The 15605-nt window shown below is 72.1% G+C and carries 15 protein-coding genes and 1 pseudogene; 5 read left to right on the top strand and 11 right to left on the bottom strand.

From position 1 onward, the window contains the following. Positions 1–8: 8 nt before the first annotated feature. Both QFZ75_RS29760 and cobC read left to right on the top strand, forming a co-directional pair. A complete protein-coding gene (locus QFZ75_RS29760) occupies positions 9–935 on the top strand; it encodes a sirohydrochlorin chelatase (protein WP_307541786.1) in 927 nt (308 codons plus the stop codon). After that, positions 925–2088, top strand: coding sequence for an Rv2231c family pyridoxal phosphate-dependent protein CobC (cobC, locus tag QFZ75_RS29755; protein ID WP_307541784.1), 1164 nt, complete (start codon positions 925–927; stop codon positions 2086–2088). The genes QFZ75_RS29760 and cobC overlap by 11 nt, the downstream gene beginning before the upstream one ends. Positions 2089–2255: 167 nt before the next feature. Here cobC and QFZ75_RS29750 read toward each other — a convergent pair. The 5 genes and pseudogenes from QFZ75_RS29750 to QFZ75_RS29730 form a co-directional block, all read right to left on the bottom strand. Further along, positions 2256–2330, bottom strand: a pseudogene (locus tag QFZ75_RS29750) (hypothetical protein); the annotation flags it as partial. Between the two features lie 94 nt (positions 2331–2424). Continuing rightward, positions 2425–3516, bottom strand: a complete 1092-nt coding sequence (locus QFZ75_RS29745; protein WP_307541782.1) for an amidohydrolase family protein — start codon at positions 3514–3516, stop codon at positions 2425–2427. 89 nt (positions 3517–3605) lie between these two features. Further along, positions 3606–4433 carry an amino acid ABC transporter ATP-binding protein gene (locus QFZ75_RS29740; RefSeq protein ID WP_307541780.1) on the bottom strand — a complete coding sequence of 276 codons (828 nt, stop codon included), beginning with the start codon at positions 4431–4433 and terminating at the stop codon, positions 3606–3608. Next, positions 4430–5263 carry an amino acid ABC transporter permease gene (locus QFZ75_RS29735; protein ID WP_307541779.1) on the bottom strand — a complete coding sequence of 278 codons (834 nt, stop codon included), beginning with the start codon at positions 5261–5263 and terminating at the stop codon, positions 4430–4432. The genes QFZ75_RS29740 and QFZ75_RS29735 overlap by 4 nt, the downstream gene beginning before the upstream one ends. Continuing rightward, entirely contained in the window at positions 5260–6108 is an 849-nt protein-coding gene (locus QFZ75_RS29730; RefSeq protein ID WP_307541777.1) for a transporter substrate-binding domain-containing protein, read from the bottom strand. Before QFZ75_RS29730 ends, QFZ75_RS29735 begins: the two co-directional genes overlap by 4 nt. A gap of 175 nt (positions 6109–6283) precedes the next feature. On the opposite strand from QFZ75_RS29730, the gene QFZ75_RS29725 reads away from it, so the two are divergent. The 3 genes from QFZ75_RS29725 to QFZ75_RS29715 all read left to right on the top strand — a co-directional run bounded on the left by QFZ75_RS29725 (position 6284) and on the right by QFZ75_RS29715 (position 9419). Further along, positions 6284–7330, top strand: coding sequence for an alanine--glyoxylate aminotransferase family protein (locus tag QFZ75_RS29725; RefSeq protein ID WP_307541775.1), 1047 nt, complete (start codon positions 6284–6286; stop codon positions 7328–7330). Positions 7331–7561: 231 nt separating this feature from the next. Beyond that, positions 7562–8287, top strand: a complete 726-nt coding sequence (locus QFZ75_RS29720) for a DsbA family oxidoreductase (protein ID WP_307541773.1) — start codon at positions 7562–7564, stop codon at positions 8285–8287. A gap of 82 nt (positions 8288–8369) precedes the next feature. Further along, a complete protein-coding gene (locus QFZ75_RS29715) occupies positions 8370–9419 on the top strand; it encodes an aminotransferase class V-fold PLP-dependent enzyme (RefSeq protein ID WP_307541771.1) in 1050 nt (349 codons plus the stop codon). Positions 9420–9742: 323 nt separating this feature from the next. On the opposite strand, the gene thpD is transcribed toward QFZ75_RS29715, so the two are convergent. The 6 genes from thpD to QFZ75_RS29685 all read right to left on the bottom strand — a co-directional run bounded on the left by thpD (position 9743) and on the right by QFZ75_RS29685 (position 15524). Further along, on the bottom strand, positions 9743–10630 hold the full coding sequence (gene thpD, locus QFZ75_RS29710) for an ectoine hydroxylase (protein ID WP_307541769.1): 888 nt from the start codon (positions 10628–10630) through the stop codon (positions 9743–9745). A gap of 3 nt (positions 10631–10633) precedes the next feature. After that, positions 10634–11038, bottom strand: a complete 405-nt coding sequence (locus QFZ75_RS29705; RefSeq protein ID WP_189770351.1) for an ectoine synthase — start codon at positions 11036–11038, stop codon at positions 10634–10636. Between the two features lie 66 nt (positions 11039–11104). Further along, the gene (gene ectB / locus QFZ75_RS29700) at positions 11105–12376 is read right to left on the bottom strand and encodes a diaminobutyrate--2-oxoglutarate transaminase (RefSeq protein ID WP_307541768.1); all 1272 of its coding nucleotides are present in this window, start codon (positions 12374–12376) and stop codon (positions 11105–11107) included. A 26-nt stretch (positions 12377–12402) separates the two neighbouring features. Further along, a complete protein-coding gene (gene ectA, locus QFZ75_RS29695) occupies positions 12403–12942 on the bottom strand; it encodes a diaminobutyrate acetyltransferase (protein ID WP_307541766.1) in 540 nt (179 codons plus the stop codon). A gap of 319 nt (positions 12943–13261) precedes the next feature. Next, positions 13262–13870, bottom strand: coding sequence for a DUF1349 domain-containing protein (locus tag QFZ75_RS29690; protein WP_307541764.1), 609 nt, complete (start codon positions 13868–13870; stop codon positions 13262–13264). A 124-nt stretch (positions 13871–13994) separates the two neighbouring features. Then, positions 13995–15524, bottom strand: coding sequence for an aldehyde dehydrogenase (NADP(+)) (locus tag QFZ75_RS29685; RefSeq protein WP_307541762.1), 1530 nt, complete (start codon positions 15522–15524; stop codon positions 13995–13997). Positions 15525–15605 lie beyond the last annotated feature (81 nt).

Here is a 15605-nt window from a genome sequence, read left to right as displayed (position 1 = left end):
GAGAACCCGTGACCACCCCCGCCCCCGCCCTGCTCATCGCCGGCCATGGCACCCGGGACGATGCCGGAGCCGAGGCGTTCCGTGACTTCGTCCGGGAGCTGGGCCGCCGCAACCCCGGCCTGCCGGTGGCGGGCGGCTTCATCGAGCTCTCCCCGCCGCCGCTCGGCGACGCCGTGACCGAGCTGGTCGACCAGGGGGTGCGCCGGTTCGCCGCGGTCCCGCTGATGCTCGTGTCCGCCGGGCACGCCAAGGGCGACATCCCGGCGGCGCTGGCCCGCGAGAAGGAGCGGCACCCCGGGGTCTCGTACACCTACGGGCGTCCGCTGGGCCCGCACCCCGCCCTCCTCACCGTGCTGGAGCGGCGGCTCGACGAGGCGCTCGGCGGCCCGGCGCGCACGCCCGAGGACCGGGCCGGGGTGACCGTGCTGCTCGTCGGGCGCGGCTCGACCGACCCGGACGCCAACGCGGAGGTCCACAAGGCGGCACGGCTGCTGTGGGAGGGGCGGGGGTACGCGGGCGTGGAGACGGCGTTCGTGTCGCTGGCCGCGCCGGACGTGCCGTCGGGCCTGGACCGCTGTGCGAAGCTCGGCGCGCGACGGGTCGTCGTGCTGCCCTACTTCCTGTTCACCGGCATCCTCCCGGACCGGGTCCGGCAGCAGACCGAGGGGTGGGCGGCGGCGCACCCGGAGGTCGAGGTGCGCTGCGCCGACGTCATCGGACCGGAGCCCGAGCTGCTCGACCTGGTGATGGAGCGCTACCGCGAGGCGATCGAGGGCGACCTGCGGATGAACTGCGACTCCTGCGTCTACCGCATCGCGCTGCCAGGCTTCGAGGACAAGGTGGGGGCCGCGCAGCAGCCGCACTTCCACCCGGACGACGAGGGACACCACCACGGACACCACCACGACAGTCACGCGCACTCCCATGCGCACTGACAGCGGCGGCAACGGCGGCGGGGACGGCGGCTCCGGTCCGCGGGGCACCGGCTCCGGCGGGCAGGCACCGCCGTCGCCGTGGTCGTACGACCTCCGGCACCACGGTGACGCGGAGGTGCGGGACGACGGCTCGGCGCTGGTCGACCTCGCGGTGAACGTCCGGGCCGGCACTCCCCCGGACTGGCTGCGCGAGCACATCGCCGGGTCGCTGGGCGGGCTGGCCGCCTACCCGGACGGGCGGGCCGCGCGGGCCGCCGTCGCGGCGCGCCACGGGCTGCCCGTGGAGCGGGTGCTGCTCACGGCCGGGGCCGCCGAGGCCTTCGTGCTGCTCGCCCGCGCGCTGAAGGTCCGTCACCCGGTGGTCGTGCACCCGCAGTTCACCGAGCCGGAGGCGGCGCTGCGGGACGCGGGGCACCGGGTGGACCGGGTACTGCTGCGGCCCGAGGAGGGGTTCCGGCTCGATCCGTCGGCCGTTCCCGAGGAGGCGGACCTGGTCGTGATCGGCAACCCGACCAATCCCACGTCCGTCCTCCATCGGGCCGCCTCGATCACCGCACTGGCGCGTCCGGGGCGGACGTTGGTGGTGGACGAGGCGTTCATGGACGCGGTGCCGGACGAGCGGGAGGCCCTCGCGGGGCGCACCGACGTGCCGGGGCTCGTGGTGCTGCGCAGCCTCACGAAGACGTGGGGGCTCGCGGGGCTGCGGATCGGGTACGTGCTGGCGGCGCCCGGGACGATCGGTGAGCTCGGGCGGGGGCAGCCGCTGTGGCCGGTGTCCACGCCGGCGCTGGCCGCCGCGGAGGCGTGCATGACCGGGCCGGCCCTCGCCGAGCAGGCGCGGGCGGCGTGCCGTGTGGCCACGGACCGGGCGCATCTGCTGGCCGGGCTCGCGGAGTTCGCGTCCGACGGCGTCCGGGTCGTCGGGCCCGCGGAGGGGCCGTTCGTCCTGGTCGGCCTGCCCGGGGCGACGGCTGTGCGCACCCGGCTGCGCCGGCTCGGCTTCGCGGTGCGGCGCGGTGACACGTTCCCGGGGCTGGACGACACCTGGCTCCGCCTGGCGGTCCGTGACCGCGCCACGGTCAACCGCTTCCTCCAGGCCCTGGACCAGTCCCTGACCCTCGCCGGCGGCGCGGACCGGGGAACCCACGGCTGACGCCCGCCGCACCCGCAGGCCGGTAGGGGTTGCTCGCGCAGTTCCCCGCGCCCCTGAAAACCGGGGCTGCGCCCCGCCCCGCCGGGGGCGCGGGGAACTGCGCGACCGGCCCCCACCGGCCCGCAGCCGACACGCGACCCGGCCCGTCGGGGGGCGCCCCTAGGTGGTCAGCCCCTCCGACGCCGGGACAGGGCCACCGCCCCACCCCCCGCGGCGAGCAGCGCGACCGCCCCACCCGCGACGTACGGGGTCGCCTCGAATCACCCGGCACGTACGTTCCTCCGGGCGGCAGAGGGAGGACGGATCCCGCACACCCGCGCTCGCGGTCACTCTGTGTCAGTGGACCCGGCCGTTGAGGACCACCCGGCTCGGGGCCGCGAGGACGCGGACGTCCGCCCGCGGATCCTCTTCGTACACGACGAGGTCGGCCGGAGCGCCCTCCTCCAGGCCGGGCCGTCCCAGCCAGGCGCGGGCACCCCAGGTGGTGGCCGAGAGCGCGGCCACGGGCGGGATGCCGGCGGTCACCAGCTCGGCGACCTCCGCCGCCACCAGACCGTGCGGGAGCGTGCCACCCGCGTCGGTGCCGACGAACACCGGGATGCCGGCGTCGTAGGCGGCGCGCACGGTGTCGTAGCGCCGCTCGTGCAGCCGCCGCATGTGCGCGGACCACCGCGGGTAGCCGGCGTCGCCCGCGGCGGCGAGCCGCGGGAAGGTCGCGATGTTGACGAGGGTCGGGACGATCGCGACGCCTCGTTCGGCGAAGAGCGGGATCGTGTCCTCGGTCAGCCCGGTGGCGTGCTCGACGCAGTCGATGCCCGCCTCGACGAGGTCCCGCAGCGAGTCCTCGGCGAAGCAGTGCGCGGTGACGCGGGCGCCGAGCCGGTGTGCCTCGGCGATCGCCGCCTCGACCGCGTCGCGCGGCCAGCAGGCGGCGAGATCGCCCGTTCCGCGGTCGATCCAGTCACCCACCAGCTTGACCCAGCCGTCCGCGCGGCGGGCCTCCCGGGCCACGTACGCGACCAGGTCGGCCGGCTCGATCTCGTGCGCGAAGCCGCGGATGTAGCGGCGGGTGCGGGCGATGTGGCGGCCCGCCCTGATGATCTTCGGGAGGTCGTCGCGGTCGTCGGCCCACCGGGTGTCCGCGGGCGAACCCGCGTCCCGGAGCAGCAGCGCCCCGGCCTCCCGGTCGGCCAGGGCCTGCTTCTGCGACTCGTCGTCGGGGACCGCGCCGTGCGGGCCGAGGCCCACGTGGCAGTGGGCGTCCACCAGCCCCGGCAGGACCCAGCCGTCGAGGGTACGGACGTCCCGGGCGGCGGCGGGCCGCTCGTACGTGACCTTGCCGCCGACGACCCAGAGTTCGTCCCTGGCGTCGTCGGGGGCGACCAGTACCCGGCCCTTCACGTGCAGTACCGCCGGCTGTTCACTCATGTGCGGCAGCCTAGTTCGTCAGGCATGTGCGTCGGCTGCAGGCCGGTGGGGCCGGCCGGCGAGGGCCGGCCGCGCAGTTCTCCGCGCCTCTAAAGGGGCTTGCCCGACCGGTCCGGGGTTCCCTCCTCCACGTCCGCCATCGCCGGGTCCAGCAGGCGGGAGAGGAAGTGGCGGGTCCGGTCGTGAGTCGGGGCGCCGATGACCTGGGCCGGGGGGCCCTGCTCCACGATGACGCCGCCGTCCATGAAGACGACCCGGTCGGCGACCTCGCGTGCGAAGGACATCTCGTGGGTGACGACCATCATGGTCATGCCCTCGTCGGCGAGCATCCGCATCACGGCGAGGACGTCCCCGACCAGTTCCGGGTCGAGCGCCGAGGTGGGCTCGTCGAAGAGCATCACCTCGGGGCCCATGGCGAGCGCCCGGGCGATGGCGACGCGCTGCTGCTGGCCGCCGGAGAGCGAGCCGGGATAGGCCGTCGCCTTCTCGGAGAGCCCGACGCGCCGCAGGTTCTCGGCGGCGACCTGCGCGGCCTCCTCCTTGCCCCGGCCCAGCACCCGGCGCTGCGGCAGCGTCAGGTTGTCGGTCACCGTCAGGTGCGGGAAGAGGTTGAACTGCTGGAAGACCATGCCGATCCGGCGGCGTACGGCATCGATGTCGACGTCCGGGTCGGTGATCTCGGTGCCGCCGACGAAGACCTGCCCGCCGGTCGGCTCCTCCAGGAGGTTCACGCAGCGCAGCAGGGTCGACTTGCCGGAACCGGAGGGGCCGATGACGCACACCACCTCACCGGCGCCGACCTCCAGGTCGATGCCGCGCAGCACCTCGTTGTCGCCGAAGGCCTTGCGCAGACCGCGGACCCGGATCTCCGGCGTACCGCCGCCGTCCCGGCCGTCGTCGCTCTTCTCGGTGTTCACTTGGTGGCCTCCCCGGCCTTCGTCTCGAGGCGGCGTACGACGAAACCGAGCGGGATCGTGACCAGCAGGTAGCACAGGCCCGCCACCAGGATCGGTGTGGAGTTGGCGGTCTCGCTGGCCAGGTCGCGCCCGAACTTGGACAGTTCGCGCTCCTCCAGGGTGACCCCGAGGAACAGCACCAGCGAGGAGTCCTTGAACAGGAGGACCAACTCGTTGGTGAGCGGCGGGATCACGATGCGGAACGCCTGCGGGATGACGATGGAGACCATCGCCCGGGCATGGGAGAAGCCCAGCGAACGGGCCGCCTCCATCTGCCCCTTGGGGACGGCCTGGATGCCGGCGCGGATCGTCTCCGCCATGTACGCGGCGGCCACCAGGCCGAGCGCGAGCGCGACCTTCCCGTACGTGCCGCCGGGGATCTCCGTGCCGGGGAACGCCAGTGGCACGGCGACGCCCACGAAGATGAAGATCAGCAGGGCGGGCAGTCCGCGGAAGATCTCGATGTAGATGCCGGCCAGCCAGCGGTACGGGCCGACCGACGAGAGCCGCATCAGGGCGACGACCACGCCGAGGACGAGGCCGAAGACGAAGCCGGACACTGTGTAGAGGACGGTGTTCTTCAGAGCCAGCGTGATGATGTCCGGGAACATCCGCTCGGCCAGGTCGACCTGCGCGAACTGGTTGCGCAGCTGCTCCCAGTCGGCCGTGACGCCGAAGGCGACCAGCGCGGCGACGAACACCGCGTACTGGACGCCGCGCGACACGGCCCGCTTCTGCCGCCTGCTCAGGCCTTTCCGGCGGGGCCGGTCCCGGGTGCCGGCCTCGCTCATGAGGAGGCGGACGGGGAAGCGGAGGCGGCGTTCTCGTCGTACGGGCCGATCCACTTCTCGTACAGCTTCTTGTACGTGCCGTCCGACTTCGCGTCCGCCAGCGCCTTGTTGACGGCTTCGAGGAGCTTGGTGTTGCCCTTCTTCATGGTGAAGCCGTACTCCTCACCGGTGTTGATGTTGTCGGCGACCTCGAAGGCGGCGGCGTTGGCCTTGTCCTTCAGCCAGCCCTGGACGACCGGGTAGTCGATGACGACGGCCTTGACCTGGCCGGTGCGCAGGCCGTTGAGGAGGGCGTCCGAGGACTCGAAGGAGACCGGGTTCAGGCCCTTGCTCTTCGCGAACTCCTCGCCGGTGGTCTGCGCCTGCGCGCCGACCTTCTTGCCCTTGAGGTCCGCGAGGGAGGAGATGCCGCTCTTCTTGTCGGCCAGGATGCCCTGGGTGGCCTCGAAGTACGGGTCGGAGAAGGCGACGTTCTTCTTGCGCTCCTCGGTGATCGTCATACCGGCCGCGGCGAGGTCGCACTGGCCGGAGTTGAGGGATCCGCCGGTCTTGAAGTTCTCGAAGGGCTGGTCGAGGATGTGCTGCTTCACGCCCAGGTCCTCGGCCACCAGGTCGACGAGCGCGACGTCGAAGCCCTGCTCCTTGCCGTCGATCACCGACTGGAACGGCGGATACGGCAGGTGCGTGCAGGTGGTGAGCTGTCCGCTCTTGACGAGTTCGACCCCGTTCGCGGTGGTCTTCTTGCCCCCGTCGTCGTCCGAGGAGCAGCCTGCGACGAGCAGCAGCCCGGCCGTCGCGGTGATGGCGGCCAGGATGCGGGTCCGGCGCGCGGGGACGGTCTTCACGAGGGGTGACCTCCTGTGGGGGAACTGTGGCTTCTGATTATAAGGATTTGTTTGAGGCTCTCAAACCGATCCCATGGCCCGGTCGGCACCCGGCCCCGTGATCGCCGGGGGGACGGCCGGCGGGACGGCGGTTACGCTCGTTGCTGCCTACCCCGTGAGTGAAGAGAGCAACGCCGTGAACCATCCCTTCCTGGACCTCGCACCGCTGAGCGCGGCGCACTTCGCGGCGATCGAGGACCGGGTGGCGCGGCTGCTCTCCACCTCGCAGGACGTCGTGATCACGCAGGGCGAGGCACTGCTGCCGCTGGAGGGGGCCATCCGTGGCGCCGCGGGTCCCGGCACGACGGCCCTCAACGTGATCACGGGTCCGTACGGGCAGACGTTCGGCGACTGGCTGCGGGACTGCGGTGCGACCGTGCACGACCTGGCGGTCCCCTTCCACACGGCGGTCACGGCCGCGCAGGTCCGCGAGGCCCTCGCCGAGCACCCGGAGATCGATTTCGTCTCCCTGGTGCACGCGGAGGCGGCCACCGGGAACACCAACCCGGTCGCGCAGATCGGCGAGGCCGTACGCGAGCACGGCGCGCTCTTCTACCTGGACGCGGTGGCCTCGATCGGCGCCGAGCCGGTGCTGCCGGACGCGTGGGGCGTGGACCTGTGCGTGATCGGGGCGCAGAAGGCGATGGGCGGGCCCGCAGGGGTCTCGGCGGTGTCGGTGAGCGAGCGGGCGTGGGCCCGGATGGCCGCGAACCCGCACGCTCCGCGGCGCTCCTACCTGTCGCTGCTGGACTGGAAGGAGCGGTGGGTCGACGCCGGGCGCACGGTGCTGCCGCACGCTCCTGCGCAGCTGGAGATGCTGGCGCTGGAGGCGTGCGTGGAGCGGATCGAGGCGGAGGGGCTGGAGACGGTGACGGCCCGCCACGCGTCGGCGGCCGCCGCCACCCGTGCGGGGGCGCTCGCGCTGGGCGGGGGGCTGGAGCCGTACGTGTACGAGGCCTCGGACGCGGCGCCGGTCGCCACGACGCTGCGGACCCCTCCGGGGGTCGACGCCGCCGGTGTGGTGGGTCGGGCGCTGGCTTCGGACCCCACCCTTCCGCTGGCCGCGGGCGGCGGGCCGCTGGCGTCGTCGATGATCCGCGTCAACCACTACGGTGCGGCGGCGGACGAGGCGGTCGTGGACCGCTGCCTGGCCGCGCTGCGTACGGCTCTGACAACGGCCTGAACGTCCGCTCCGCCGGCCCGCGCGGGACGGACGTCGCCCGCGGGCCCGCGGGGGCGGGCCGCGCAGTTCCCCGCGCCCCTGAGAGACGGGGCCGCGCCCCGGTCTTTCGCTTTTCAGGGGCGCGGGGAACTGCGCGAGCACTTCCACCGGCCCGCGGGGAATGAACCGTCGGACCTTGAACGTTCACGTACCCGGCGGGGCCGGACCGTGAACAAAGGGAGTGTCGGAGACATGCGCGTCGAGATCTGGAGCGACATCGCCTGCCCGTGGTGCTACGTGGGCAAGGCCCGCTTCGAGAAGGCCCTGCAGGCCTTCCCGCACCGCGACGACGTCGAGGTCGTGCACCGCTCCTTCGAGCTCGACCCCGGCCGCGCCAAGGACGACATCCAGCCCGTCGTCCGGATGCTCACCGAGAAGTACGGCATGAGCGAGGCACAGGCGCAGGCCGGCGAGGAGAACCTCGGCACCCAGGCCGCCGCGGAGGGCCTGGACTACCGCACCCGCGACCGCGACCACGGCAGCACCTTCGACATGCACCGGCTGCTGCACCTCGCCAAGGAGCGCGGCCGGCAGGACGAGCTGATCCAGGCCCTGTACCGGGCCAACTTCGCCGAGGAGCGGTCCGTCTTCGGCGACGACGAGCGGCTCGTCGGGCTGGCGGTCTCCGCCGGCCTGGACGCGGACGAGGCCCGCCGGGTGCTGGCCGACCCGTCGGCGTACGCCGACGCCGTCCGCGCCGACGAGCGCGAGGCCGCCGAGCTCGGCGCGAACGGCGTGCCGTTCTTCGTGCTGGACCGCACGTACGGCGTCTCCGGTGCCCAGCCCGCCGAGGTCTTCGGCCAGGCCCTGGAGCAGGCGTGGGCGAACCACTCCCCGCTGAAGCTGATCCAGCGGCCCGGCCAGGACGGCGCCGAGGCGTGCGGCCCGGACGGCTGCGCGGTGCCCCACCAGCACTGACGTGCACCTATAAGCGTTCCTACGCGGAACCACGTAAAAGAACGCAATGGACGAAGGGTTCCGCGGGCTCCAGAGTGGTCCCATGGAGACCTTCGAGAACCTCGTGCGTACCGAGTTCGCCGCGAAGAACACCTATCTGAACACTGCCGCCACCGGGCTGCTGCCGGCCCGCGCGGTGGCCGCCGTGCGGGCCGGCGTCGAGTCCGTGGCGGCCGGCCGGCCGCAGGACATGTTCGCCGATGTGGAGGCGGCCCGCGCCTCCTTCGCCCGCCTGCTGCACGTCCCCGGCAGCCGGGTCGCGGCCGGGGCGTCGGTCGCCGTCTACACCGCGCTGATCGCCGCCTCGCTGCCCGCCGGCGCCGAGGTCCTCACCGCCGAGGCCGACTTCACCTCCGTGGTGAACCCCTTCCATGTGCGCCGCGACCTCAAGGTCCGCACGGTGCCGCTGGAGCGGATCGCCGAGTCGGTGCGTCCCGGCACCGCGCTCGTCGCGGTGAGCGCGGCGCAGTCCGCGGACGGCCGGATCGCCGACCTGCCGGCGCTGCGCGAAGCGGCGCGCGAACACGGCGCCCGTACGTACGTCGACGCGTCCCAGGCCGCCGGATGGCTGCCGATCGACGCGGACGCGTACGACTACGTCTCCTCCGTCGCCTTCAAGTGGCTCGTCTGCCCGCGGGGCGTGGCCTTCCTCGTCGTTCCGGCGGACTTCGGCGGACTCGAGCCGGTCTTCGCGGGCTGGGTCGCGGGAGAGAAGCCCTGGGACAGCTGTTACGGGCCGGTCGAGGAACTCGCCCACTCCGCGCGGCGGTTCGACGAGAGCCCCGCCCTCTTCTCGTACGCCGGCGCCCGCCACTCCCTCGAACTGCTCGAGGAGCTGGGGACGGACGCCGTACGGGCCCACGACCTCGGCCTCGCCGACCGTTTCCGCGCCGGTCTCGCCGCTCTCGGGCAGGAGCCGGTCCCGGCGCCGGGCTCGGCCATCGTCTCCGTGCCGGGACTCGGCCACCGGCAGCCGGACCTGAGCCGGGCGGGCATCGAGGTCTCCGACCGCGCGGGCCATCTGCGGGCCGCCTTCCACCTGTACAACACGACCGCCGACGTCGACCGTCTGCTGGACGTCCTGTCCGGATGACGGTCCGGCCCACTGGCGCGCGGCCCGCGGGGGCGCCAGCAAGGGCAGCACGAGGTGGTGGTGCCGGTGGAGCCAACTCCCCACACGCCCGAACGGCCTTCCCCGGACGCGGAGTTGCACCGAGGCTGGTGTACCTGGCGCGGACGGCGTCCCTGGCCTGGCTGTAGCCGGTCCCCGGCGCGGGAGCCGCGCGGCCGTCCCGGGGGTCGGGGCGGCGGCGCGAAGGGCTGCACGGACCACCCCGCGCTGCAGGCGCACCGGCCGCCCGGTGCCCGAACTCGCACGAGTCGCGCACCGGGCCCGTCGTCCGCGGGTACGGGCGGTCACCCCACCGGGGTGAAGTCCCGCGCGCCGATGAACTCGGGCCGGCGCACCGGCGCCGCGAACGGCTCCACCGCCGCGTTCTCCACGCTGTTGAACACGATGAAGACGTTCGAGCGCGGGAACGGCGTGATGTTGTCGCCCGACCCGTGCATGCAGTTGCAGTCGAACCAGGTCGCCGAGCCGGCCCGGCCCGTGAAGAGCCTGATGCCGTGCCGGGACGCGAACTCGGTGAGCGCCTCATCGGAGGGCGTGCCTGCGTCCTGCATCTGCAGCGACTTCTTGTAGTTGTCCTTCGGCGTGGCGCCGGAACAGCCGAGGAACGTGCGGTGCGACCCCGGCATGATCATGAGGCCGCCGTTGGTGTCGTGGTTCTCGGTCAGCGCGATCGAGACGGACACCGTCCGCATGTTCGGCAGACCGTCCTCGGCGTGCCAGGTCTCGAAGTCCGAGTGCCAGTAGAAGCCGCTCGCGCCGAACCCGGGCTTGACGTTGATCCGCGACTGGTGCACGTACACGTCGGAACCGAGGATCTGGCGGGCGCGGCCCACCAGGCGCTCGTCGCGCACGAGCCGGGCGAAGACCTCGCTGGTCCGGTGGACCTCGAAGACCGAGCGGATCTCCTGCGACTGCGGCTCGACGATCGAGCGCTCGTCGGTGCGGACCGCGGGGTCGGCGATCATGCGCTCCAGCTCGGCCCGGTAGAGCGCGACCTCGTCGTCCTCGATGAGCTGGTCCACGGTGAGGAAGCCGTCCCGCTCGTACGACCGCAGGTCGGCCCCCGGGATCGGTCCCGGTGTGCCGGGTTCGCTCCACACGACCGGGTCCTGCCGGGGCACCGAGACCTCGGTGTCGCCGCGGCTGGGGTACAGGTCGGTGATCGTCGTCATCGTTCAGACCTCCTCGGGTTCGGTCAGCAGGGGGTAGACGCCGTTCTCGTCGTGGTCCTCCCGTCCGGTCACCGGCGGGTTGAAGACACAGATGCAGCGGAAGTCCTCCTTGATCCGCATCGTGTGCCTCTCGTGGCCGTCGAGGAGGTACGTGGTCCCCGGCGTGATCGTGTACTTCTTGCCGGTCTCGTCGTCGGTGAGTTCGGCCTCGCCCTCCACGCAGACGACGGCCTCGATGTGGTTCGCGTACCACATCGACGTCTCCGTACCCGCGTACAGGATCGTCTCGTGCACGGAGAAGCCGACCTTCTCCTTGGCGAGGACGACGCGCTTGCTCTCCCAGGTGCCCGACGCGGACTTCACGTGCCGGTCGGTGCCCTCGATCTCCTTGAACGAACGGACTATCACGGTGCTACGAAGCCTCCTCAGGCCGATGTACGGGTGTGGGGGGAGCGGTTGTGGGGGCGGTGCGGTTCAGGCCGTCTCGCGGACGGCGCGGGCCAGGACGCGCAGGCCCTCGTCCAGCTCGTCGGGCGTGATGGTGAGCGCCGGGAGGAGTTTCACGACCTCGCTCTCCGGGCCCGACGTCTCGATCAGCAGGCCGAGTTCGAAGGCCCGGTGGGCCACCCGGCCCGCGCGCGCCTTGTCGTGGAACTCCAGGCCCCAGACCAGACCGCGGCCGCGGTACTCCTTGACGTCGGCGAGGTTCTCCTCGGTGACGGAGATCAGCGCCTGCTCGACCTGCTCGCCACGGGTGCGGGTCTGCTTCTCCATGGCGGGGCCGTCGGACCAGTACGTCTGCAGGGCGGCGGCGGCCGTCACGAAGGCGGGATTGTTGCCGCGGAACGTGCCGTTGTGCTCGCCCGGCTCCCAGATGTCCAGCTCGGGCTTGAACAGGCACAGCGACATGGGCAGCCCGTAGCCGCTGATGGACTTGGAGACGGTCACGATGTCGGGCACGATCCCCGCCTCCTCGAAGGAGAAGAAGGCGCCCGTGCGGCCGCAGCCCATCTGGATGTCGTCGACGATCAGCAGCATGTCCTGGCGTTCGCACAGCTCGGCGAGGGCGCGCAGCCACTCGGCCCGGGCGACGTTGATGCCGCCCTCGCCCTGCACCGTCTCGACGATCACGGCGGCGGGCTTGTTGAGGCCGGAGCCCTGGTCCCCGAGCAGCCGCTCGAACCAGAGGAAGTCCGGCACCTGGCCCTCGAAGTAGTTGTCGAAGGGCATCGGCGTGCCGTGCACGAGCGGGATGCCGGCGCCCGCCCGCTTGAAGGCGTTGCCGGTCACCGCGAGCGAGCCGAGCGACATGCCGTGGAAGGCGTTGGTGAAGGAGACGATCGCCTCGCGGCCCTTGACCTTCCGGGCCAGCTTCAGCGCGGACTCGACGGCGTTGGTCCCCGTCGGACCGGGGAACATGACCTTGTACGGCAGGTCGCGCGGCCGCAGCACCATGTTCTGGAACGACTCCAGGAAGCCGCGTTTCGCGGTCGTCGACATGTCGAGGCCGTGGGTGACGCCGTCGCGCTCCAGGTAGTCGATCAGGGCCCGTTTCAGTACCGGGTTGTTGTGTCCGTAGTTGAGTGAGCCGGCGCCGGCGAAGAAGTCGAGGTACGCGTGGCCGTCCTCGTCGTACATGCGGCTGCCCTGGGCGCGGTCGAACACGGTGGGCCAGCTGCGGCAGTAGCTGCGCACCTCCGACTCCAGGGTCTCGAAGACGCTCAGGTCGGGCTGGGTGATGGTCACGGCGGTGCTCCTCGGGCGTGGGGGGTTCAGAACGACAGGGGGCCGATGCGGTACAGCACCTCGGGGTCGTGCGGGCCGTCGGGGAACTGCCCCGTGTCGAAGAGGACCTCACGCTCGACGTCCGCGCCGTGGCGTGCGGCGTACGAGGTGAACAGCCGCTCGGACGCGGTGTTGCCCGGGGAGATCGTGGTCTCCAGGGAGGTCAGCTCGTGCCGGCCGGCGACCTGGCGGGTCAGTCCGTCGAGGAGCGCGGCGGCGAGACCGCGTCCGCGCTGCGCCGCGTCGACGGCCACCTGCCACACGAGGAGTGTGCGGGGGCGCTCGGGCCGGATGTATCCGGTGACGAAGGCGACCGGTTCGCCGTCGGCCGTACGTGCCACCGCGGAGGTGCCGGCGAAGTCACGGCACCACAGCAGATAGCTGTAGGAGGAGTTCAGGTCGAGGGTTCCGGAGTCCTTGGCGATGCGCCAGAGAGCGGCTCCGTCCGTCACGTGCGGACGGTCGATCCGAAGCCCTTCCGGCATTTCCAGGAATTCCGCTTGCAGGTCTGCTTGTGCGGCGGTCATGTCGGTTGAATTTACCCAGCAAAAATCAAAATTGCACCGCCGGGAAGGGTTACACAAGCGAAGTGCTTGTGTTATCACGCGGGCGCGGGCAGCGCGTGGGCTCGGCTGAAACCGCCACTTTGTCAGGAAAATACCGGACGAAAAGGACCGATTGTGGATTGCGTCACAAGGACGAAACCACCCTGAGACCTGCTCGAATTACAAGAGTGGCGTTCGCGAAACTGCAGTGTTTAGGCTTTGGGAAACCGGGCAGAAGTTCATGGGAAGCTGCAATGAATAAAAGCCGGATCAGGCCTGCTTTCAAAAGCAGGCCTGAAATTCAGCGACCGTCCCGCAGATCCGCCGGCCAGTCCGGGCGGAATGCGATGTGGTCGTACGTGACCACGCAGCCCTCGCCCATCGGCGACTGGGTCATGAAGCCGACCAGGGCGGCGCCGGTCTCCTTCTCGTCGGCCAGGGTGAACAGGCGGACGAAGGTCCAGCGCTCGCCGTCCTTCGACGCGTGGAAGGCGAAGGCGCGGCCGGTGCGGCTGATCCGCAGCCAGACCGAGCTGCCGTCGACGGTGAAGGAGTTGGCGTCGTCGGAACGGCCCCGGGTGACGACCGTGCAGACGGTGGGCACGTCCGGGGAGTTCTCGAGGCAGAGCTTGGCCCAGGCCCGCTCGCCCACGTGCGCGTAGAGGACACCCGCGTCGAAGGCACCGGCGAAGCCGACCGTGACGCGCGCGATGAGCTGGAAGTCCCCTTCGGGCGCTCCGAGCAGCCGCGGCGCGTCGGAGGCGGGGTCCAGCCCTTCGTCGGTGGGCGGCACGAACCGGTCCTGCCGTGCCCCCGCCCACCCGGTCAGCACCCCGTCCTCGTACGACCAGTGCCCGTCGGGTCCGTAGGAGCGCAGGGAGAAGGGAAGTTCAGGTATGTCCAGATCCATGCCCCGAGTCTGCCAGTTCCCCGCACCCTTGAAAGGCGCGCGGGGAACTGCGCGCCCGGCCACGACGGACCCGCGGCCGGCATACGGCCGCGGGTCCGTCGTCGCTGCGGCTGCAAGCGGAGCGCTACCGCTCCAGACGCCCGTCGTACCGCCGGGGCAGCCCCAGCGGGTTGTCGTCGCGCAGCTCCGGCGGCAGCAGCGCCTCCGGCGCGCCCTGGTACGCGACCGGCCGCAGCCACCGCTCGATCGCCGTCCCGCCCACGGACGTCGACGTCGAGGTGGTGGCCGGGTAGGGCCCTCCGTGGTGCTGGGCCGGCGCCACGGCCACCCCGGTGGGCCACCCGTTCACGAGCACCCGTCCCGCGAGCGGCGTCAGTTCGGCGAGGATCTCCGCGCCGCGTCCCTCGCCGGCCGCCTCCTCCTCGGACAGGTGGACCGTCGCGGTGAGGTTGCCGGGCAGCCGCGCGAGCACCGCGTTCGCCTCGGTCTGGTCCTCGTAGCGGGCGACCACGGTCACCGGGCCGAAGCACTCCTCGAGCAGCAGGTCGTACTCGCTCTCGGCGGCCAGCTTCTGCGCCGGGACCGTCAGGAAGCCGGGGCTCACCGTGTGCTCCCCGCCCGATCCCGGTGTCACGGGCGCGTCCACCTCGGGCAGTTCGGCCCGCTCGGCGACCCCCGCGACGAAGTTGTCGCGCATCCGGTGGTCGAGCAGGACGCCCGCGTCGGTGTCGCTGACCGCGTCCGTCAGGGACTTCAGCAGGCGGTCGCCCGCCGCGCCGGCCGGCGCCAGCACCAGACCCGGCTTCACGCAGAACTGGCCGACGCCCAGCGTCATGGAGCCCGCCAGCCCCGTACCGATGGCCTCGGCGCGCTCGGCCGCCGCGGCCTCGGTGATCACGACCGGGTTCAGCGAGCCCAGCTCGCCGTGGAACGGGATCGGCACGGGCCGCGCCGCCGCCGCGTCGAAGAGGGCGCGTCCGCCGCGCACCGAACCGGTGAAGCCGGCGGCCGACACCAGCGGGTGCCTGACCAGCTCGACGCCCGCCTCGAAGCCGTGGACGAGGCCCAGGACGCCGTCCGGGATGTCGTGCCGCACGGCGGCCCGGCGCAGGACGGAGGCCACCAGCTCGGACAGGCCCGGGTGGTCGGGGTGCGACTTGACGACGACCGGGCAGCCCGCGGCGAGCGCGCTGGCGGTGTCGCCGCCGGCGACCGAGAAGGCGAAGGGGAAGTTCGACGCCGAGTACACGGCGACGACGCCCAGCGGCACCTTGTAGCGGCGCAGGTCCGGGATCGGCGGCGTCGCGGTGGCGTCGGGGTGGTTGATCACGACACCGAGGAACTCGCCCTCGTCCACGATGTCAGCGAAAGCCCGCAGCTGGTAGCAGGTGCGGGCGAGTTCGCCCGTGAGCCGGACCGGGCCGAGCGCGGTCTCCGCGTCGGCGGCCTCCACGAGGTGCTCCTTGGCCTCCTCGAGCAGGTCGGCCGCGGTACGCAGGAAGGCCGCGCGGACCGTGCGGTCGGCGAGGGCCCCCCGGGCGGCGTGCGCGGCACGGACGGCCTCGTCCACCTCCTGGGCTGTGGCCTCCACCGCAACCTGCTCGCGCTGCTTCCCGGTTCGGGGGTCGACACTCCAGACTGGTGCTGCTGCCACCGCGGGTCCCTCCAGATGTAATGCCGCAGTACGTGTGCCACTCACCAGGGGCGTTCGATATGCTGAACGCTGTCTCTGATG

The sequence above is a fragment of the Streptomyces sp. V3I8 genome, from assembly GCF_030817535.1.
In the GTDB taxonomy this organism is placed as follows: Bacteria; Actinomycetota; Actinomycetes; order Streptomycetales; family Streptomycetaceae; genus Streptomyces.
Note: the sequence above shows the minus strand (reverse complement) of the source record. Positions and strands in the feature narration are given on the sequence as shown.

Excerpts from the sequence above, each read along its gene's own strand:
- thpD (WP_307541769.1), bottom strand. The coding sequence starts at position 10,630 with ATGACGACGATCACCGACCTGTACCCCAGCCGCGGCGACACCGAGGTC.
- QFZ75_RS29720 (WP_307541773.1), top strand. The coding sequence starts at position 7,562 with ATGCGCGTCGAGATCTGGAGCGACATCGCCTGCCCGTGGTGCTACGTG.
- ectA (WP_307541766.1), bottom strand. The coding sequence starts at position 12,942 with ATGACCGCCGCACAAGCAGACCTGCAAGCGGAATTCCTGGAAATGCCG.
- QFZ75_RS29715 (WP_307541771.1), top strand. The coding sequence starts at position 8,370 with ATGGAGACCTTCGAGAACCTCGTGCGTACCGAGTTCGCCGCGAAGAAC.
- QFZ75_RS29690 (WP_307541764.1), bottom strand. The coding sequence starts at position 13,870 with ATGGATCTGGACATACCTGAACTTCCCTTCTCCCTGCGCTCCTACGGA.
- QFZ75_RS29735 (WP_307541779.1), bottom strand. The coding sequence starts at position 5,263 with ATGAGCGAGGCCGGCACCCGGGACCGGCCCCGCCGGAAAGGCCTGAGC.
- cobC (WP_307541784.1), top strand. The coding sequence starts at position 925 with ATGCGCACTGACAGCGGCGGCAACGGCGGCGGGGACGGCGGCTCCGGT.
- QFZ75_RS29745 (WP_307541782.1), bottom strand. The coding sequence starts at position 3,516 with ATGAGTGAACAGCCGGCGGTACTGCACGTGAAGGGCCGGGTACTGGTC.